Raw genomic sequence first — 19,760 nt, 5'->3', positions numbered from 1 at the left:
CGCCTCTGCTCGCTCGTTGGTTCGGAAAGACATCCGGAAACACGGCCGGAAATAAAAAAGGGGCGGGCGGCGCAGTTTGGGGGGAAAACCGCGCCGCCCTCCAGCAGAAGAAGGCGATATTACCCCTTCTTCTGCGAAAGCGCGACAAACCGCGTTTGGTCGCCGGTCTTGACCTGCAACAGGACCTTGACCGTGTCCTTGTCGCCCTTGGCGGATTCGGTCGCCTTGGCGAGGCCCTTGGCGACATCGCTCGGGGTCGAGACGTCGACGCCAGCCACCTGGAGGATGATGTCGCCAGGCTTCAGGCCCTTGTCGGCGGCATCGCTATCGGTGTCGACTTCGGTGATGACGACACCCTCCTCGCCGGCGCCCGGGATCGTGGCCGAGGGCGCAAGCGACAGGCCCAGCTTGTCCATCTGCTCGATCTGGTCGGCGGGCTCTTCCTTCTGGAGCGAGGCCAGCTTCTTTGCGCTCGGGAACGAGCCCAACTTCATGGCGACTTCACGCTTGTCGCCATAACGGACGATGGCGAGCTTCACGTCGGTGTCAGGCTCGAGATCGGCGATCTTGCGGGCAAGGTCGCGCGAGTCCTTCACTTCGTTGCCGTTCACCTCGACAATGACGTCACCGGCCTTGATGTCCTCCTTCGCGGCAGGACCGTCCTCGGTCACCTTGGTGATCATGGCACCCTTCGGCGCTGCCAGTCCGATCGAATCGGCAATGTCGTCGTTGACGTTCTGGATCACGACACCGAGCCAGCCGCGATCGACGCTACCGTCGTCCTTGAGGTCGGCCACCACCTGCTTCACAAGCGCGGCCGGAACGGCAAACGCGATACCGACATTGCCGCCGGACGGGGAGAAGATCGCGGTGTTGACGCCAACCACATGGCCGTCGAGATCGAAGCTCGGTCCACCGGAGTTACCGCGGTTCACCGCCGCGTCGATCTGGAGATAGTCGTATGGACCAGAGCCGATGTCGCGGTTGTGGGCCGAGATGATGCCGGCCGTCACCGTCCCGCCGAGGCCGAACGGATTGCCGACCGCCAGAACCCAATCGCCAACGCGCGGGCGCTTGTCGGACAGCTCGACGAACGGGAACTTCTTGCTCGTCTCTTCCGTCACCTTGATGAGCGCAAGATCCGTGCGCGGATCGGTTCCGATCAGCTTGGCATCGAACTTCTCGCCGTCCTCCATGGTGACGGTGATATTCTCGGCGTCCTCAACCACATGGTTGTTGGTGACGACGTAACCGTCTTCCGAAATGAAGAAACCGGACCCTTGCGCCAGGCTCGGCGTATGCTTGGACGGCGGCTTCGGCATACCCTTGCGGAACTGCTCGAAGAAGTCGTGCAGCGGATTGTCCTCGGGCACGTTCGGCATCCCGGGAATGGGCGAACCGTCATTTTGCGCCGTCTTGAGCTCACCCTTCACATTGATGCTGACCACGGCGGGGCTCACCTTGGCCACGAGATCGGCGAAGGAGAGCGGCGCCCGGCCATAGGGCGTCTCGATGGTCTGCTGCGTCTGAACCGTTTCCGCAACGGCTTCCGGCACGGCCGAGTTGAACGAAAGCCCGATCGCCCCGGCGGCAACCAGTGCAGCCGCGGCGAGGAGCGCGGGCCTCCGGTCGCTTTTCCGCGGCCGCTTGCTCTCGTTTGCTGCTGGGTTCGTATCAGTTGTCATTCGATTCCCCTCTCTTGGGACGGCAAATCTGTTCCGGTCATGCTCCGGCAGTGCAGAGCGATCATGTGAATCGGAATATAGGGAGCCGCCAATTACGCTGCGGTTTCAGCGGCATTAATTTTCGGTAAGGTTCGGTGCGCGTGACCCGCCCCGCAAAAACGGGGGGTTCAGAGTTTGCCGCCGTCCTGCGGCGTTTCCTCGTCCAGGAGGCGCGCAAGATGGGCCTGTTCGCTCGCGGTCAGGGCCCGGGGCGCCGCCGAGGAGGCCGACCTTCGGCGGTAGGCATAGACAATGCCGCCAAGGGCCAAGAGGAACAGCAGTGGCGTTGCGAGCCACAACAACCAGGTGTGGGGCGTGAAACGCGGTTTCAGCAGCACGAACTCCCCGTAACGCGAAACCACGAAGGCGATGATCTCCGCGTCGCTGTCGCCCGCTTTCAGCCGTTCGCGCACGAGCACGCGCAAGTCCTTGGCCAGCGGCGCATCGGAGTCGTCGATCGACTGGTTCTGACACACCAGGCAGCGCAGCCCCGCCGACAGTGCCCGTGCCCGCGCCTCAAGCGCCGGATCGTCCAGCACCTCGTCCGGCTGTACGGCGTGCGCGCTCGATGCATGAAGTGCAAAAACCGCAAGAAGAGCGGCGAGCACGAACCGGCGGAAGCGCATCGTCACTCGCCCGCCGCCACGGCCGTTGGCGTCTTCGCCTTGGCACGTTTTGGCGCGCCGACCCGCAGGCGGCGGTCCGACAGCGACACGGCGCCGCCGAAGAACATGAACAAGGCGCCGAGCCAGATCAGCCGCACCATCGGGTTGAAATAGGCCCGCACGCTGTACGCACCGTCCTTGAGCGGATCGCCGAGGACCAGATAGAGGTCGCCCCGCCAGCTATTGTGAATGCCGGCTTCCGTGGTCGCGCTTTTCTCCACCGAATAGGCGCGCTTCGACGGAACAAGCGTCGTGACGGGCTGACCGTCCCGCGTCACCTGGAAGATGCCGGCCAGCTCCTTGTAGTTGGGGCCCTGCCCTTCCTTCACCCCTTCGAAGGTGAGCTGATAGCCGGCGATGTCCACGGTCCCGCCCGGCGCCAGCGCTTCGATCCGTTCGCTCCGCCAGGCGGTCGTCGCCACGAGCCCAAGCACCATGACGCCAAGCCCCGCATGCGCGAGCGCCGTGCCGTAGGCGGCGCGGGGCAGGTTGCGCAGGCGCCGCCGGCTTTCGGCCCAGGACGCCTCGAACAGTTTCGACCGCGTGGCGAGCTCCGTTAGCGCCCCCATGATCAGCCACAGCCCGAGCCCGATGCCGAGCGGAGCAAGCCAGGGGCCGCTTTGGTGCAGGGCGAGCACGCCAATGATCGCTGCGAGGCTGACGAGCGCCGCAACCGTCAGCCGCTGCGCGGCGCCAAGCAGATCGCCGCGTTTCCACGCAAGTAGCGGGCCGAACGGCACGGCAATGAGAAGCGGCACGATCAGCGGCACGAAGGTCAGGTTGAAGAACGGCGCTCCCACAGAGATCTTCTCGCCGGTGACGGCCTCCAAGGCGAGCGGGTAGAGCGTACCGACAAAGACGGCCGCGCAGGCCACCGTCAGCAGAAGGTTGTTGAGTACCCAGGCACCTTCGCGGCTGATGGGCGCGAACAATCCGCCTTGCGACAGAAGCGGCGCGCGCCAGGCGAACAGCGCGAAGGAGCCGCCGATGAAAACGGACATGATGCCGAGAATGAACACGCCGCGCGCGGGATCCACCGCAAAGGCGTGCACGGAGGTCAGCACGCCCGAGCGCACCAGGAACGTCCCCATGAGGCTCAAGGAGAAGGTGATGATGGCGAGCAGAATCGTCCAAACCTTCAACGCGTCGCGTTTCTCCATCACCAGCGCCGAATGCAGCAGGGCGGTGCCGGCAAGCCACGGCATGAACGAAGCGTTCTCGACCGGGTCCCAGAACCAGAACCCGCCCCAGCCGAGCTCGTAATAGGCCCACCAGGAGCCCATCGCGATTCCAAGCGTCAGGCACATCCAGGCAAGCAGCGTCCACGGCCGCACCCAGCGCGCCCAGGCCGCATCGATACGCCCGTCGATCAGCGCGGCGACCGCGAAGGAGAAGGCCATGGAGAATCCCACATAGCCCGCATAGAGGAAGGGGGGATGGAAGGCGAGCGCGGGGTCTTGCAGGACGGGGTTCAGCCCCTGCCCGTCGAACGGCGCGGGGTCGACGCGCAGGAACGGATTGGACGTGGTGACGATGAAGAGCAGGAACGCCACGGCGATCGAGCCCTGCACCGCCAGCACGTTCGCCTGCAATTGACGCGGCAGGTTGGACCCGAATGTCGCGACCGCGGCGCCGAACAGGGCGAGGATCAACACCCACAGGACCATCGAGCCTTCGTGGTTCCCCCACACGGCCGAGATCTTGTAGAGCATCGGCTTGGCCGAATGGGAATTCTGCCACACGTTCAGGATCGAGAAGTCGGACGTGACATAGGCGGCGGTCAGAGCCGAGAAGGCGATGCAGATGAGGATGAACTGCGCTTGCGCCGCGGGGACGGAGACCGCAGCCAGGCGGGGATCGTTGAAACGCGTGCCGATCACCGGCAACACCATTTGAACGATGGCGACACCGAGCGCGAGAATGAGAGCGTAGTGGCCGGTCTCCGCGATCATTGGGTTGTCACCCCGCCGGCGGCGGCGCCCTCGCGCCAAACGCCTTGCTCTTTCAGCTTCGCGGCAACCTCCGGCGGCATGTAGTTCTCGTCATGCTTGGCCAGCACGCTGTCGGCTTTGAAGGTCCCGTCGGGTTGAAGCGCGCCTTCCGTCACCACCCCCTGCCCCTCCCGGAACAGGTCGGGCAGAACTCCGGTAAAGGTCACCGGCAACGCTTGCGCCATCGGCGGCGAAGTGGACGGTGGTGCTTGGTCGCGCGTCACGCTGCCTGTCTCGACGAGGCCGCCAAGGCGGATGCGCTGGCCTGGCGCGATCTCCATCTTGGCGATGTCGCTCGGGCTGTAGAAGAACACGATCGAATCCCGCATGGCGTAGAGCACGAGGCCCACGGCCACGCCCAGAACCACGAGGCAGGTTCCGATCAAGACGCCTCTGCGTTGTTTCCGTGTCATGACGTCAATCCTAGCTCCGCCGCCAGCGTGTCGAGCTGCTCGATCGCTTGTGCATTTCCGGCGAACTGATCCTTTGCCTTGGCAAGGGCATCCTTCGCATCGCCGCTTCGGCCCAGAACCGTATAGGCGCGCACGAGACGGAGCCAGCCCGGCAAATCGTCGCCGTTCGCATCGAGCCGGGCGGCGAGCTTCTTGACCATGCCGTCGACCATGGCTTGGCGCTCGGCCGGGCTCATGGATTGCGCGGCGGCGACATCGGCCGCCGTGGGGCCCCCTTTAGGCGTCTGCGCCGTCACGCCTGCGGGCGCATCGCCTGAGAGCCGCCCCTCGGCGCTCGCGATCCGCGCCTCGACCATGGCGCGCCAACGCTCGTCGCCGCCTTTGAGCTCCAACAGGCCGCGCCAGTCCGCCAGCGCGCCGGCCAAGTTGCCGTCCTGCTCTTTGGCGACTGCAAGGAGAATGCGGGGCTCCACCAGCGTCCCGTCCTGCTTCAGCGCTTCGGCGAGCGCAATGCGGGCCGGTTCCGTCACCAGCCCCTGCTGTTCCAGCACGAGCGCCTGGCCGAGGCCGGACAGGCGCGTGGCCGACGGGCCGAGCAGCCGGATCGCCTGGCGGTAGGCTTCGGCCGCGTCCGCGTAGCGCCGGCCGCCCAGATAGATCGGCGCGATGGCGTCCCAGCCGGCGCCCTCGTCGGGATGGGCGCGCAAACGCGCTTCCACGCGGGCGACCAGAACGGCGATGTCTTTCTCTTTCGCCGGATCGGTCAGGCGCGCGGCCAAAGGCTGGTCGGGAAGTCGGGGTGAGCCGTAGAACAGGTAGATGCCGAGCACGGCGAGCGGCAGGCAGACCGCGACGACAAGGAAGGCGGCTCTGGGAAGCGCGCGGCGCGCGCCCCCTCCGGAGGCCGAGGCCCCGTTTTCGTCCGCGGCGAGTAACCGGCGCGCGACCTCGAGCCGCGCGGCCTCCGCCTCTGCCTCGCCGATCAGCCCGCGGGCGCGGTCCGCCTCGATCTCCTCGAGCTGATCCCGATAGACCGCGGCGTTGAAAGCATCGCGTTCATCGTCGGCCGCCCGGCCGCCGACGAGCGGATACAGCAGGAAGGACAAGACGACGGCGGTAAGGGCCGCCAGGATGACCCACAGCAGCACGAGGAGGTCCTAACCTCAGAATTCAAACGGTCGCTAGGCATAGGCCAAGGGCGCTTGCCAGAGCAAGACGAAGGCGCGGCTGGAAAGATGAAATCGCGGCAATGTTTCGCCAACCGGGCCCTAGCCGACCTGGCTCCAGCGCCCGTCAGGCTGCCGGCAAGCCGTACCGTTGGTCGTATTGGGCTGCCCGTCGATGAACATCGTATGGGTGAACGGCCGGCAGAAGGAACTGCCCTTCTTGTAAGGCGTGCCGGGCACGATCTGGCCGTTGTGCTGGTTCGCCGGATTGCTCCACGAAGTCGCCTGACCCGCCTGGCCGAATTCCAGGGCTTTCTGCTGCGCCTCCGCGGCCAGTCTTTGGTCTTGCGCGTCCATGGCCGCTGGCCCGGAATTGCCCGTCATCGAGCCCCACAGGGCATCGGTGCCGAGGTTCCCGCCGGTTCCGCAGGCCGCAAGTCCAAGCGGCAAAAAGGCAATCGCAAAAATAACTCTCATCGGTCTTCCCCAGCGCAAAAGGACGTCGCAGTCCCTTTGCTAGAGGCTGAACATATAAGTGTAACCTCTCATTAGAGTGTTAAGAATAACAAATCTGGCCAAATTAGGTTGCCTTTGGCTGCGCTGAAAAACTCAAGCAGCAGGCAAGGTTAAGCGGGCGCTCAGCCCGCCGCCAGCAGCCTTCTCAAGGGCGAAGCGCCCTTTGTAGAGATGGGCCAGGTCCGCGACGATAGAAAGGCCGAGGCCCGACCCGGGCTTGCTTTCGTCGAGGCGCTGGGCGCGTTCGACGGCCTTTTCCCGTTCGGCCTTGGTCAGGCCGGGCCCGTCGTCGTCCACGGACACGGAGATCGTGTCGTCGCTCAGGCGCCTCGCGGTGACGGCCACGGACCCCTTGGCCCATTTGCAGGCATTGTCCATGAGGTTGCCGGTCATCTCCTCGAAATCCTGCTTCTCGCCTTGGAATTTGAGGCCCTTGTCGACGGAGACGCGCAAGGCGATCCCCTTCTCGCCGTAGATGCGGCCGAGCGCCCGCTTCAACGCCATGAGCGTGGGCTCGACGTCCGTCACCCCGCCGATGACGCCGGACCGCGCCGCGACCCGCGCCCGGTCGAGATGGTGCGTGATCTGGGTCCGCATGATCTCCGCCTGCTCGACCACCTTGTCGGACAGAGGCCCGTCATGGGCCCGCGCTTCGTTGCTGATCACGCTGAGGGGCGTCTTCAGGGCATGGGCCAGATTGCCCACATGGGTTCGCGCCCGCTCCACCACGTCGCGATTGGATTGGATGAGCGCGTTCAGCTCGGTCTGCAGCGGCTTGATCTCGTCGGGGAGTTCGCCTTCCAGCTTCTCGGCGTCGCCCGAGCGGATCGCCGCCAGGTCGTGACGGATGGCCCGCAAGGGCAGAAGCCCGAAACGCACCTGGAAGAAGGTCGCCACGGTGAGGCCGACGCCGAGAATGACCAGCGCCAGGACCAGCATGGTCGTGAACTGGGCGAGATCGGCGTCGATCTCGGCCGAGTCGCCGGCGACCGCATAGGAGTAGCCGGGGGACTGATCGCCGCCTGGTCTGATCTCGCGCTCGACCATGCGCAGGCGCTCGCCTTCCGGCCCCGACCCGTAGCTGCGCCGCGTCAATGTGTCGTCGGGGGGAACCCCCTCCTGGCTCGGCAGGTCGAGCTGCTGATCGAGCAGCGAATCCGACACGAACAGCGGACGCTCGGCCCCCTTCAGCGCCTTGATCTGCCAGTACCAGCCGGAAAACGGGATGTCGAAGATGGGCGCACCCAGGCTCTCCGGCGTTTCGGGTACGTCGCCGCCCTCGGCCGTGCTCGCGGCCACGAGGCTCGTCATATAGACGTCCAGGCGCGCATCGAAATTGCGCTCGATACTTTGGCGGTAGAGCGAGGTCAGCAGAATCGCGGCGATGGGAATGACGACGAGCACCCACGCGGCGGCGGAGACGAACAGTCGGAAGGCGAGAGATTTCGGCCCCATCGGGCTAGGCCCCGTCGGGATTTTCCGTGAGGCGGTAGCCCAGCCCGCGCACGGTCTTGATCAGATCCGCGGGCAGCTTCTTACGCAAGCGGCCGATAAAGACCTCGACGGTATTCGAGTCCCGGTCGAAGTCTTGCTCGTAGAGATGCTCGACGAGTTCGGTGCGCGACACCACGCGGTCGCGCTGCATCATCAGGTAATGCAGCACGCGGTATTCATGCGATGTGAGCTTGATGGCCTGTCCGTCGACCGTGACCCGCGCGGCCTTGGTATCGAGAACGAGCGGGCCGCAGACAAGGTCGTTGCTCGCATGCCCCGCAGAGCGGCGCAGGAGCGCGCGCAATCGCGCAAGCACTTCCTCCATGTGGAACGGCTTGGCGACGTAGTCGTCCGCGCCCGCGTCCATGCCCGCGACCTTGTCGCTCCAGCGTTCGCGCGCCGTCAGGATCAGAACCGGCATCTTGCGCTCGTCGCGCCGCCATTCCTCCAGCACGGACAGGCCGTCCTTTTTCGGCAACCCGATATCGAGAACGACCGCGTCATAGGGCTCCGTATCGCCGAGGAAATGTCCTTCCTCGCCGTCGAACGCGGTGTCGACGGCATAGCCGGCCTCACCGAGCGCGGTCACAAGTTGACGGTTGAGATCTGGATCGTCCTCGACGACGAGAAGCCTCAAAGAACTGCCCTCCCTTGGCGTCTTCGTTGCAGCGGTTTCTACAAGATGTGCATCAGACCCGTGGCGATTCTTGGGACGCCCGCACCGATGCGTGCCGGACGAAAGTTCTACTGGCCCGTCTTCGCATTCACCGTAACCGTCTTTACGGCCCCCTGATTGCCGAGGACGGTGGCCCGATAAACGAAACTATTGCCGTTCTGGCAAAGGACGATCTTGATCACCTTCCCGCCGCCCTTGGCCTGAGCCTTGTTCACCGCGACCGTGCCCGGAATCAGCTTGTTCTTGGCGATCAGCCCGCCGGCCGCGCCCAAGGGCATGCACCCCGCATGGGCTGGTGCCATTGCCGCGAAACTGGCAAACGCGGCGAGCCCGATCGCCGCTACGGTCTTAAACGCCTGACAGGTCATCTCAGCCCCACACATCTCATCATGGACGCCACCTTACGGCAGCGCCCATGAACGGCGCCTGAACACCCCCCTAGGCTGGTCCGCGCGTATCGCCGTCGCGCGGGTCTCGGGGCCCTTTCGCGGCAGCATCGTCCACCTTGGCGCCCAGCGCCGCAAGCCCCAAGCCGCCCAGAATGATCGGAATCTCGCTGAGGAGTTGGGCCAGGGTCAGATCGCCGGCCGCCCATAGGCCGACGGCGGACAGTGCGGCCGTGATCCCGAGAATCTGCGTGCGATAGCCTTTGGCGAAGCCACCGGTGATCAGCCAAGCGAAAGTCGTCATGGGTCGTCTCCTTTTGGTCGGGGAAGAACAGGCGAGTCGGTGCCGCGGTCGCGTGCCGGCCATTCACGGGGCCGAGCGAGAGCCTCGCTCGTGTCAGGGCAGCGGCGGCGGCGGACCGGCGTCCGCGTTCGCTGCCCGCCGGTCCAGCTTGGCCTCGATACGCTGCAAGACGCGGCGCACCTCGCGCATCTCGGCCTCGAGGCCGATCACCCGCTCACCGGCGTCGATGGCACGGACGGCCTTTGTCTCGAGCTCCGAGACGCGGCTGGTCAGAGCCCCGACCCACATGAACAGCCCCGCCGATTGGAGCACGATGGACAGAATCAGGCCACGGGAACGCGCCGGTCCAAAGACCAATGGGTATTGCAGTCCGCTGCCGCCATGTGGGTCCTCGCGCCTCTCAGATATCGGCGCAGGCCGCGAAGAAAGCGTCCACGTCCGCGTCGCTCATGCCGTTGGCCGAAGCAAGCGCGGCGACCAAGGGATGATCGCGCTCGACGACGCCCATCTTCGCCCAAGTGATCGCGGCGGCCGTCTTCTCTTGCGGCGTTGGCAGCGCATCGAAGATCGCCTGGACCTTGCCGGGCACGGCGCCGGTGCGCGCCGCATCGACCGCCTCTTCGTCCGTGATCGTCCCATGCAAGACGAGCCCGATCAGCAATTGGCGCGGGGTGATGGTGGCCGGTACGGATGCGGCGCGATCTTGCACCTGCCGCAGCGCGCGCAGGTCCGCATCGTCGTCGGCGACGAACTCGTCCATGATGCCGGGCTGTTTGGTTTCCGAATAGCCGGTGACGGCACCGGCTGTGTCGCGTTTCACGTAAGGCATGGGTCTTAAGCTCCGTGGTCGATAAAGCCGGTCGAAAACATCTGGCTGAGCGTCGGTGCGCCGGACAGGAGCGTCTGGCTGAAATAGATTTGGCCACTTGTATTCGTGAAGATGCCGCCGAAGAAGGATTGCTGCGCAGTGCTGTGACTTGCGCTCGAGGACAAAGCCCGTGCTGCCATGGTCAAGGCCGTCCCGGAAAACGCGCTCCCAATCTTGACTTGAACGTTAAGCTGCACAGAGAGCGAATAGATCAAGAAGTCGAGACACGGCTGGACCACGATCCCGGTCGGCACGCTCAGTGTCCATAAGGTCTCTGCCTGTGCAGCGACCGAGTTGAACTCCACCACGCGGGACACCCAAAGCAGCATGCGCCCGAACATCGCGAAGTTCTTGATGTCACCGCCGCTGTCGTTGCAGATCGCTCCCGGCAGGCGCCTCTTGTACGTATAGCCGCTCGGCATCGCCGGTGCGGTCGGGCTCGTCGAGGCGAGGATGTCCGTCGTGCCGTCCGGCTTGGCGATCACGAACACGAAGTAGAACGTCGAATTTGCCTCAGAGCCGGTGTCGAGCGCGCCGTTGCCGGTGCCGGCGGACCAGGATGCCAGCGTCTTCGTCATGGCGGTCGCCAGCGCCAGGCGCACGGGCACGGCGTCGTCCGATGCCGCCTCGCACACCCCGACGCCGAACGTCGCCGCGTTCACATAGGACAGGGTTCCGCCGAACAGATGCCCGCGCGGGGGCACGATCGCTTCCGGCAGCCAGGTGATCCCGGCGGACCAATCGGCGCTGCCGGCCGAGAGCTTGAAATAGAGCGTCGGCAGATCGTCGTTGCCGCTATCGGCCACGACGACGACGGAGAAGGCCGCCGCCTCGTCGTCATAGGCCGCGCGCCCGGCGATCGCATCGACCACGGCATTGGGCTGGTAGGCGGGACCGAGCGGCCCTTGCGGGCCCTCGATGCCGGCCAGCGCCCACGCGGCGCCGTCGAACCGGTACATCGCGTCTTCGTCTTGGACCCAGGCCAGCCAGCCGTCGCCGCTTCCCTCTCCGGGCAGATAGGACCGCCATTCGCCGTCTATGTAGCGGGCGACGCGCTTCTCCCAGCCCGCCCAAGCGCCGGTCGCCGTGCCGCCGCCGCCGGCGACGATGTAGCAGTCGCCTTCCGACGGGCCGCCCGGCGGGCCCAGCAAGTCCTTGTCGATCACGCTGAGCTGCACCAGCGTGTCGAGCAACGTCATCGCCTCGTTGTGGGTGACGTGCTTCTGCGCCTGCGCGGCCGCGATATACGGGATGCGTAGCTTCGCGCTTTCTTCGGCCATCTAACCCTCGCTCCTTCAGTGCTGATAATCGTAGGTGAGCTGTTCGGCGGCCGGGCCCGGCCCGTAATAGGGCGACACCTGCGCCACGCGCATCGAGACGTTGAACTGCGGCGCCCCGAAATCGGCCGTCTGCATCGCCGCCGTGTAGAGGAACGTCGGCACGGTCAGCTCGACCGAGCGCAGGACGGCGCCGCCCGGCCCGTCGAGAATGTGGAGCCGGTAGCGTTCCGCGGCCTCGGCCAGGGGCACTTCGTAGCTTTCCCAGCTATCGCCGCCGACGCGCGTCCGCCGGATCCACAGAAGCGTCCAGTCGCCGGTCGCCGGATCGCGCTTGCCCTGTAGATGCACGGGCGAGAGGGGCCGCAGCCCGAGGCCCCGCGCGGCATAGACCGTGCTTTCATACGTGTCGGACTCGAGGCTTTCGCTCACGGGCCCGTATTTGTAGTTCAGCGCGAGGCCGATCTCGTCGGGACGCAGGTTCAGCGCCGTCACGGCACTGTTGATCAGGACGAAGCGCGCGCCCGCCGGAACGGGATCGCGCATGGCGCCCTCGGTCCCGTTCAGGCCGCGCAGCAGGATCGACAGCTCGTAGGTTCCCACCTCGACCAGCGTCGCCATCTGGAACTGGATCAGCTCGAAGGCGCCGTCCGCATTCTGTACGGCGGCATAGTTGGCGCCGTTGAGCAGCGCCTCCTCGCTCACGGACTCGAGCGCGCCATGGTCCAGCGCGACGCGCAAGACGTTGCTTTTGTCGAAGCGGTGGAGCGGTCCCGAATAGACATCGAACACGGTTCGGCCCAGGGTCGCGCGCGCCGGCACGAACGTGTTCAGCTCATAGCCGCTCGTCGACGGCGAACGGTATATGGCGACCGCCCCCGACCACGGATCGGCATTGGCCGCCACGTAGCTCGTGTAGGGAACCTCGTCGCCCCGCAGGAGCGGCAGGTCCATGAACACCGCATCGGTCGGCCCGAACACGACGACCGGATCGAACGCCCGCTCCTTGTCCGGCGCCACCACCGCGTCGAGATTGAACGGCTCGACGGACCGTGTGTCGATATCCTTGAACGTGGCGTCCCGCGTTTCCGTCAGCCGCAGAAGCCTGTCCCGGCCCCCCGACGACAGCGTCACCACGTCGCCCGGCTCCAGCGCCAGCCGGCTCGGCGGCAGCGCGAAGGCGCCCGCTCCCGCGCGGCCCAGGCATCGCGCAGCCAGCTCTCGGCAATCGCGAGCGCTTTGCCCTGCCCCATGACGATCGGCAGTTCCGCCGCTGCCGCCCGGTCGCTCCGGCTGCCGAGCCGCCGCGCTTCGACCGCGCCTTGAGCGTAGTCGTGATTGCCGTCGATAAAGGTGATCTTCGCCGCGAGCGGCAGCTCCGTCTCCTGGCCGCGCGTCAGCGTGTAGAGCGGCGCCTCCGGATCCGTCTCCACGAGCGCGTCGGGAACGAGCGAGGCGACCGAGCCCAGAGTGCCGCGATGGGCGAACTGGATCAGCCCGCCGGACTCGGACGCATCGAACAGAAAGGCGAGCCCGAGCGGCTGCAAGGCCTCGCGCACCGACATGATGCGGTCGATCACGAACCCGTCGAGGAAACCGTAGAGCTTCGTCACGTCGTAGCGGAAGAAGCCGTAGTCTTCGAGGATCTGGCGCACGATCGCCGCGAGCGCGCCGCCGCCCACACGCCCGGTCAGCCAGTGGCCGAGCTCCCAATTGCCGCCGTCGGCCCAGACCGACGAGGCGTACGGGAACGCAGGGTAAGGCCGCGCGTCCCAGGTGTAGACGAAGATGCGCGAGGCATCGACCATCGTCCCGCCATAGACGCTCGAGACCGGATTCTGTCCGGCGACGTAGTCCTCGTGGGCGGGATCGAAATAACTCTGGATCGCCTGGATGTAGCGGCGCTGCACCAGATCGTCGCGCACGGCCCGCGAGAAATACGGCGCGAAGGACTCCGAGCTCTTCGGATCGATGAAGACGTTGGGCTGGTTCGGGCCCTTGTCCACGGCGGGGCATCCCACCTCCGTGAACCAGATCGGCTTGGATTGGGGCACCCAGGCCGTATGCCCGCCGCTCTCGACGCCGCCCGGACGATTGTGATGGACGTTCTGCCACCACTCCAAGATCGCCTTGGTCTTGTAGATCCACGGCTTGCCGTAGGCGCCGTCGGTGATGGGCAGGCGTGTTTGGGCAAGACGCTCGGGGCTCGCTTCGTTGCCGGTCGCACCCGCCGCCGGGTAGTACCAGTCGAAGCCCTCGCCGCCGCGGATGTTGCTCCGCAAGTAATCGAGGTCGTAGATCGACTCCCAGCCCGCCTGACGGTCGATATGGGTCTCTCCGTCGCGCCAGTCCGCAAGCGGCCAATAGACGTCGATCCCGACCGCGTCGATATGGGGCGAGCTCCAGAGCGGGTCGAGGTGGAAATAGACATCGCCCGTGCCGTCTTGCGGCTGATAGCCCCGATACTCGGTCCAGTCCGCGCCGTAGGTGATCAGCGTGCCGCCGCCCAGCACACCGCTCACATCGGCGGCGAGAGTCACCAGCGCATTGACGAAGGGAAAGTTGCTCCCGTTCGACCGCAGTGACGTCGCCCCGCGCATCTCCGAGCCGATCAGGAAGGCATCGACGCCCCCTGCCGCCTTGCACAGATGCGCGTAGTGCAGAATGAAGCGGCGGAAGGACCATTCGGCCGGCCCCGCATAGGACACGCTCTCGCCGGCGATCGCGAAATGGCCCGCTTGGGCCGCGCCCACGAAGCCTGCGACCTGGGTCGCACACGCCGATGTCTTGTCGGGGCTGCCCGCCTCGCCCGGCGCCGGATCGCAGGTGATGCGCCCGCGCCAGGGATAAGGCGGCTGGCTCGAGGCGTCCGAATAGGGATCGGGCAGCGCATTGTCCGACGGCACGTCCATCGAGATGAAGGGATAGAAGGTGACCCGCAGCCCTCGCGCCTTCAGGTCCTGGATGGCGGCGACCACGGCGGCGTCCGAAGGCGTGCCGCCATAGGCCGGGCGCCCGTTCTCTTGGCTGACCACATGCGCGCCTGCGCGGGACAGTCCGCCGACGGACCACTCGTAGGGCCAGGTCTTCTTGTTCGCGACCTCCACGCCGGGCTTCACCTCGCACAGACCGATGCGCAAATCCGTGCCGAACCAGCTCACCACCAGCGACACGTCTCCCACATTGGGCAGCTGCGCTTCGAGCTGGCCGAGCGCGATCGTCCAATCCGTGCCGCCAAGGGCCGTATGCAGATTTTCGGAGACCGATGTGCCGTTCTCGATCCGCACCACGCGGTCGTTGTCATAGACGAACTCGCCCGCGCTCGGGATCAGATTGACGGCCTTGACCTCCTTCTCGAAATCGTCCACGGCGCGGAACACTTCGAAATTGAACTGGGGCAGCCGGTTGCCGAAGCGCTCCAGGGCCAGGTTCTCGAACACGACATAGGCCGTGCCGCGATAGGCGGGCACCTGGGCCGCCCCGCCCTGCTTGCCCACGATCAGCCCGTCGCGGGCTTGGGACTCCGTGCCGAGATAGACGCGGATCGTGTAGTCCGACTGGCGCAGCTCCTTGCCGTCGGCCCAGATGCGCCCGATCCGCGTGACCGGCCCTTCGCACACCGCATAGGCCGCGTTGGCGAAATAGCTGTACTCGACCGTCTTCACCGTGCTCTGCGCGCCCTGGCTGGACTGGCTCGACTGGCCGGACCCGCCGCCGCCGAACAGATTCTTGCCGCCGCCTGAGGTCTGCCCGCCGCCCGTGGTCTGGGTGGTGACGGTCACCACCTCGTTGAAGCGTGTGGCCCAGATGAGATGGCCCGGCAGGCGCGCGCGCCCATAGACGCGCGGCAGCGGCACGCCCTCAGCGGACGCGCCCACCTGTACATCGGACAGGCGCGGGCCTCGGCCACGCGCGTCTCGCCGGAACTTGCGGCCAGCGGCGCCAGCAGCGCCTTATCGACCAGCGAGCCCGCGATCGAGCCCACCGCGCCGCCGATGGTCGCGCCGGTCAAGGCCGTGCCGAGCACGCTGCCGGGAAAGATCGCGCCGCCAATAGCCGATCCCACGGCACCGAGAACCAGTGTCGCCATGCGAGTGTCTCTCTCGTTCTATGCTGACTATGCCCGCGGGCGCGTCCAGGCAGAGCCCGGCAACAATCTCAGACTCGTCATGCCCGGACTTGCGCTCAAGCAGGCCGCTAGGCCGGTAGCGCAAACACAAATGCGCTCAAGTAGGCTTTCGTCCTCAAGCAGCGAAGCGATAGGACAAAGGAGAAGCCCGTAGCGCAAATCAAGATGATCCGGGCATCCAATTGGGAGCGGCGATCACCACCCTCGTCATGCCCGCGCAGGCGGGCATCCAGTAATGAGCGCCCTATCGCATCACGAAGACCGGTGGTTACTGGATCGCCCGGTCAAGCCGGGCGATGACGATGTTCGTTGTCGCCCGGAAACCGAAACGCAGCCACCGCGCGACGGCGCCACCAGACGCCAGGGGGATCTCGACCACGCCGAGCCCCTCCTGGGCGTGGATCATCTGAGGCCCCTCATGCGCATCGTCATGGTGAGGTGCCCGGCCATCCTTCGAGGCCCGGCCGTCATCCTGAGGTGCGAGCGCAGCGAGCCTCGAAGGACGGCCGGGCCTCGTACCACGCGCGCCGGCTCCAACGCCCCCACCCTCGTCATGCCCGGATGTGCGCTCAAGTAGCGAAGCGGTAGCGCTAATGAATCTGTTCCGGGCATCCACGAAAGGCTGTGCATCATCTCCAAGACGTGGACCCCCGGGACAAGCCCGGGGGTCACGAGCAGAGAATGGTTCGTAGCCGGACGATGAGCACGGAACGGCGCTCAATTCGCGCTCAAGTAGGCCCGCCCTCAAGTAGGCCGAAGGCCGGTAGGGCAAAGTGGCGTCCGGTAGCGCAGACAAGATCCCCGCATGCTTGGCGACGCCCTTGTCGCGCATGCGGAACACGAGCACGTCGCCGGGCCGCGCATCGCCAACGCTATCGAGCGGCACCAGATGCCGGCACGCGGCCGCGATCAGCGTCTCCGAGCCGGTCGCGTTCCCCCAGTCGCGGGAGTAAGGCGGCATCGTTTCGGGCTCGGGCCCGTACAGCGCGCGCCACACCCCGCGAATGAGACCGAGGCAATCGCAGCCGGCCCCGCGCACGCTCCCCTGATGGTGATAGGGCGTGCCGAGCCAGCCGCGCGCGCACGAAACGATGGCATCGGGTTGGGGCATACGTTCATCGTTAGATGCTGGCTGTGGATGGAGATCTATCTATTCAGTCAATTCTGCTTCTGGAACTGTATCAGAAAACGATACTCTTAGAACTCCCAACCTAATCTCTATGTCGTCAAGATAAGCTCTAACCTTTATAGACGAATTACTAGACGAAAATACCACCGGAGACATAACGATATTTGCAACAAACTTGGAAATATCTCCTCTTGGCGGGGTCTCGAAGTCTCTCTTTGGAAGCTCCCTCTCGAAAAGAACCTCAGGTTCCGATTTTTCGCCACCATACAAAGAAACTCTCAGCCTTCCTAAGCTATAGCTTGGGTACTCATGGGGCACTACGATGATTGAGGAAACAGCAATTTTGCTCAAGACAACAGGATCATCCCCTGTAGGAGGTGAGGAATTAATAACAAGATGGTCCGCAAACACACCCATAAGACTGAACTTTCCGCCGACCTCCTGTCGTATATCATCGCAGAAAAGCGTATTTCCGTACGGCTGATACATCATAGACATTCATCAATTAACTGAGTCGTGTCGCTGTGTTTTTGCACTATAGACTTAGTACTATAGTCGGCTGGCATACTAATGGAATGAGATGCCCTCTTCATCCTGAGGTCATGCCTGTCAGAGTGGTAGTTGTGGTGTCCTTCATCTTCGTCCACCAACCTGAACACTATTTTTTTGTCGAGAGCCCACGCCAACTCCCCAACCGAACGCAATGTGAGATTGGACTGCCCCGTAAGGCGCTTGTTGACCGTCGAGCGTTCCAGCTCAAGCCTATTCGCCACATTTTGCTGCGTGAGTCCCGATTCAGCGAATGCCTTCTGAATTTCTTTGTGCACACGTGTCACAAAACGAGCGATACGCCTGGATTTCGGACTAATTCGCATCTGATAGGACGTCATCGTATTGGTCTCCCGTAACTGCCTTAGGCTCATCAAGTTCAAGTCTATTGCGAAAACCAAACGTCAATGCAATGTATCTATCGTACAAGCGCATCAATTCCATTTCGTCCTTCATTTCGCCATATGTACAAATAAATACATCTCGACTAGCCACCCAGCCGATCACTCTAATATCAAGAGTCTTGAACTCCCAGACGTGACGCTGGAGAGGGTTCAACTTCTTAAAACGCCTATCTTCTGTGTGAAATTGTATATGTTCGCCAATAACGTAATCGACGAAAATTGAATATACTTGCTCTTCGGGCGTTATGTCGCCCCCAACAATTGTGCTTTCGAGCGTTGGCAGAACGTTTGCCATCCAATCAACAAAAGCCGGGGTCCCTAGCAGAGTTCTCCACGGCAACTCCCCCTCAAGCTCCACCTCGACACGCACTAATTCCCCAGCGTCAACGAGATTGGTCAATGTTGGCATATATGTCAACAACCATGAGATTACCAGTCCCCACCACTACTGCAGGTTACTGAATGTAAATCAACCAAACAAACACGTCTCTTGCACCGCGCAACCAAGAATTATTGGTATCCCGCACTCTCACCGCACCCTCCCTCCATCATTCCGGTCCGACCGGCTCGCGACGCGGAGCATGAAGTCGTTGCCGGACACGTGGGGGAAGCCGCGGAAATTCGCCGTGTTGGCGAATTTGGCGCGGCACGTCGCAAACTGTTTGTCGCAGCCGGCCGTGACGCGGAACGTCGCCGGGCGCGATGGCTTCGGACGGCCTCTGCCACAGCTCGATGGCCCCGCTCGAGCCTTGGCGTGAAGCTTCACTTCGCTCGTCGTGCCGTCGTTCGCGCCGGAGTCCCAGGTCAGCAGCCCCCGCGTGAACCAGTTCGTGGCGTAGGCGCCAAGCCCCGAGGCCATGAAGCGCCGGGGTGAGGCCCCGAGGCTCGCCACGCCGCCGTTGGCCGCATAGACCGCCTGGTTCACGTTCACCCCGCAGCGCGCGTCCCCGAGATCCGCGTCGCAGCCATATTGGATCATGCGGCCCTTGGGCTGTTGCAGTTCGTGGGCGAGCCCGCGCACCTCGCAGCGGAAATGATGGGCCCCGCGCGACACCTCCCCCAGGTTCCCGTAGCGCATCAGCACGCGCATGGCCGGGTCCGCCCAATTCACGCGATAGATCTCGATGAGGGCGTTGTCGAACAGGCCTGCGGCGAGATCCGCCTCGTTCAGCCGGTCGGATTTCAGCGCGCCGTCCACGTCGAGCGTGTCCACGTTGAGCCCCACCGCGCCGGAAATCTCAGAGCCCGTGAAGCCGCTCGCGGCCTCGAATGTGGTGCCGTCGAAGGCAAGGTCGCGGTCGTGATCAGTGAACCCGAAAGCGACCGCGTCGTTGCGCGTGATGCGCCAACACCAGCACAGCGTGGTGGCGCCCGAGTCGAGATGGTCCTGCAGCCCCGCCGCCAGCGTCCTCACAGGCGCACCTCCACGATCGGAACTTGCGGGATCGATCCCGCCTCGAAATCGCTGAGGTCGATCTCGAGCCGGTCCGTGTCGAACCGCACGGGCACGTCGAATTCGAACCCCGCCGTCACGGGCGCAGCCATGGGCGGCACCGCCCCGGGCACGAAGGTGACGAGGCCGGTGGCCGTATTGACCCCAAAGTCGCCCGCGTCCTGGACCACCCCGCCGACGGCGATCTTCACGGTCCCTGCGACCGGCAACAAGATCGTGCGGGTCCAGGGCGCATAGGCACTGCCATAGGTCTTCTTCAGCTGAAACGATGCGGTGCTGCCGTTACCTGTGCCGATGAACTGGTCGAGCGCGGACGGTGCCGCCGTCGGCGCGCAGGATTTGCAGTCGCTCCAGTCCTTCCAGCGGAACGCATGCAGCCGTCCGCGCCGTTCCTCGTAAAAGGCGATGACAGCGTGCAGATCGTCCAGGCTCTTGATGCCATAGCCCGCGTCGTACCGGCGCTTGGAATCCGCCCAGCGGCTGTTGCGCTCCTCGTGCCCGGAGCCGAGCACCACGATCTCGGTCCGCCGCTCCGGCGCCGCGGGCGCCGCGCGCCACCGCACTCGGAAAGCGCACATTGTGAAAGGCCATTCGTCCGTACTCCGCTCAAATGCCG

20 protein-coding genes and 1 pseudogene are annotated in these 19,760 nt (G+C 64.7%); all 21 read right to left on the bottom strand.

Annotated features, from left to right (window positions below; genetic code table 11):
• Positions 1-119: 119 nt before the first annotated feature.
• Positions 120-1,685, bottom strand: coding sequence for a Do family serine endopeptidase (locus AUC68_RS12150; RefSeq protein ID WP_069437898.1), 1,566 nt, complete (start codon positions 1,683-1,685; stop codon positions 120-122).
• A gap of 167 nt (positions 1,686-1,852) precedes the next feature.
• Positions 1,853-2,350: a cytochrome c-type biogenesis protein gene (locus tag AUC68_RS12145; RefSeq protein ID WP_069437897.1), complete on the bottom strand. Its 498-nt coding sequence runs from the start codon at positions 2,348-2,350 to the stop codon at positions 1,853-1,855.
• 2 nt (positions 2,351-2,352) lie between these two features.
• Complete coding sequence (locus AUC68_RS12140; protein WP_069437896.1) at positions 2,353-4,341, bottom strand: heme lyase CcmF/NrfE family subunit; 1,989 nt, start codon at positions 4,339-4,341, stop codon at positions 2,353-2,355.
• A complete protein-coding gene (ccmE, locus tag AUC68_RS12135) occupies positions 4,338-4,793 on the bottom strand; it encodes a cytochrome c maturation protein CcmE (RefSeq protein ID WP_069437895.1) in 456 nt (151 codons plus the stop codon). The genes AUC68_RS12140 and ccmE overlap by 4 nt, the downstream gene beginning before the upstream one ends.
• Positions 4,790-5,941, bottom strand: coding sequence for a c-type cytochrome biogenesis protein CcmI (gene ccmI, locus AUC68_RS12130; RefSeq protein ID WP_069437894.1), 1,152 nt, complete (start codon positions 5,939-5,941; stop codon positions 4,790-4,792). Before ccmI ends, ccmE begins: the two co-directional genes overlap by 4 nt.
• A 120-nt stretch (positions 5,942-6,061) precedes the next feature.
• Positions 6,062-6,436, bottom strand: coding sequence for a hypothetical protein (locus AUC68_RS12125; RefSeq protein WP_069437893.1), 375 nt, complete (start codon positions 6,434-6,436; stop codon positions 6,062-6,064).
• Positions 6,437-6,568: 132 nt separating this feature from the next.
• Positions 6,569-7,930 carry an ATP-binding protein gene (locus tag AUC68_RS12120; protein ID WP_069437892.1) on the bottom strand — a complete coding sequence of 454 codons (1,362 nt, stop codon included), beginning with the start codon at positions 7,928-7,930 and terminating at the stop codon, positions 6,569-6,571.
• A gap of 4 nt (positions 7,931-7,934) precedes the next feature.
• On the bottom strand, positions 7,935-8,606 hold the full coding sequence (locus AUC68_RS12115) for a response regulator transcription factor (RefSeq protein WP_069437891.1): 672 nt from the start codon (positions 8,604-8,606) through the stop codon (positions 7,935-7,937).
• Positions 8,607-8,713: 107 nt separating this feature from the next.
• Positions 8,714-9,013, bottom strand: coding sequence for a PepSY domain-containing protein (locus AUC68_RS12110; protein WP_141701259.1), 300 nt, complete (start codon positions 9,011-9,013; stop codon positions 8,714-8,716).
• A gap of 70 nt (positions 9,014-9,083) precedes the next feature.
• Positions 9,084-9,335, bottom strand: a complete 252-nt coding sequence (locus AUC68_RS12105; protein WP_069437889.1) for a hypothetical protein — start codon at positions 9,333-9,335, stop codon at positions 9,084-9,086.
• Between the two features lie 93 nt (positions 9,336-9,428).
• The gene (locus AUC68_RS12100; protein ID WP_083240703.1) at positions 9,429-9,692 is read right to left on the bottom strand and encodes a hypothetical protein; all 264 of its coding nucleotides are present in this window, start codon (positions 9,690-9,692) and stop codon (positions 9,429-9,431) included.
• Between the two features lie 43 nt (positions 9,693-9,735).
• On the bottom strand, positions 9,736-10,164 hold the full coding sequence (locus AUC68_RS12095; protein ID WP_069437887.1) for a hypothetical protein: 429 nt from the start codon (positions 10,162-10,164) through the stop codon (positions 9,736-9,738).
• 5 nt (positions 10,165-10,169) lie between these two features.
• Positions 10,170-11,483 (bottom strand): DUF2793 domain-containing protein, encoded by a 1,314-nt coding sequence (locus tag AUC68_RS12090; protein WP_069437886.1) that lies wholly within the window; start codon positions 11,481-11,483, stop codon positions 10,170-10,172.
• A gap of 15 nt (positions 11,484-11,498) precedes the next feature.
• Positions 11,499-12,653 (bottom strand): GTA baseplate fiber-binding domain-containing protein, encoded by a 1,155-nt coding sequence (locus AUC68_RS18875; RefSeq protein ID WP_280138557.1) that lies wholly within the window; start codon positions 12,651-12,653, stop codon positions 11,499-11,501.
• Complete coding sequence (locus tag AUC68_RS12085) at positions 12,611-15,358, bottom strand: baseplate multidomain protein megatron (protein WP_244500514.1); 2,748 nt, start codon at positions 15,356-15,358, stop codon at positions 12,611-12,613. Before AUC68_RS12085 ends, AUC68_RS18875 begins: the two co-directional genes overlap by 43 nt.
• Entirely contained in the window at positions 15,259-15,570 is a 312-nt protein-coding gene (locus AUC68_RS18870) for a complement resistance protein TraT (protein WP_244500513.1), read from the bottom strand. Before AUC68_RS18870 ends, AUC68_RS12085 begins: the two co-directional genes overlap by 100 nt.
• A 307-nt stretch (positions 15,571-15,877) precedes the next feature.
• Positions 15,878-16,720: a C40 family peptidase gene (locus tag AUC68_RS12080; RefSeq protein ID WP_069437885.1), complete on the bottom strand. Its 843-nt coding sequence runs from the start codon at positions 16,718-16,720 to the stop codon at positions 15,878-15,880.
• 39 nt (positions 16,721-16,759) lie between these two features.
• The gene (locus AUC68_RS16495) at positions 16,760-17,230 is read right to left on the bottom strand and encodes a hypothetical protein (RefSeq protein WP_141701258.1); all 471 of its coding nucleotides are present in this window, start codon (positions 17,228-17,230) and stop codon (positions 16,760-16,762) included.
• Positions 17,231-17,602: 372 nt separating this feature from the next.
• Positions 17,603-18,100 (bottom strand): hypothetical protein, encoded by a 498-nt coding sequence (locus AUC68_RS12070; RefSeq protein ID WP_069437883.1) that lies wholly within the window; start codon positions 18,098-18,100, stop codon positions 17,603-17,605.
• Between the two features lie 120 nt (positions 18,101-18,220).
• Positions 18,221-19,105 carry a DUF2163 domain-containing protein gene (locus AUC68_RS12065; RefSeq protein ID WP_069437882.1) on the bottom strand — a complete coding sequence of 295 codons (885 nt, stop codon included), beginning with the start codon at positions 19,103-19,105 and terminating at the stop codon, positions 18,221-18,223.
• Positions 19,102-19,735, bottom strand: a pseudogene (locus AUC68_RS12060) (phage distal tail protein, Rcc01695 family). The gene AUC68_RS12065 and the pseudogene AUC68_RS12060 overlap by 4 nt, the downstream one beginning before the upstream one ends.
• Positions 19,736-19,760 lie beyond the last annotated feature (25 nt).

This window comes from Methyloceanibacter methanicus (assembly GCF_001723285.1).
Classification (GTDB): domain Bacteria; phylum Pseudomonadota; class Alphaproteobacteria; order Rhizobiales; family Methyloligellaceae; genus Methyloceanibacter; species Methyloceanibacter methanicus.
Note: the sequence above shows the minus strand (reverse complement) of the source record. Positions and strands in the feature narration are given on the sequence as shown.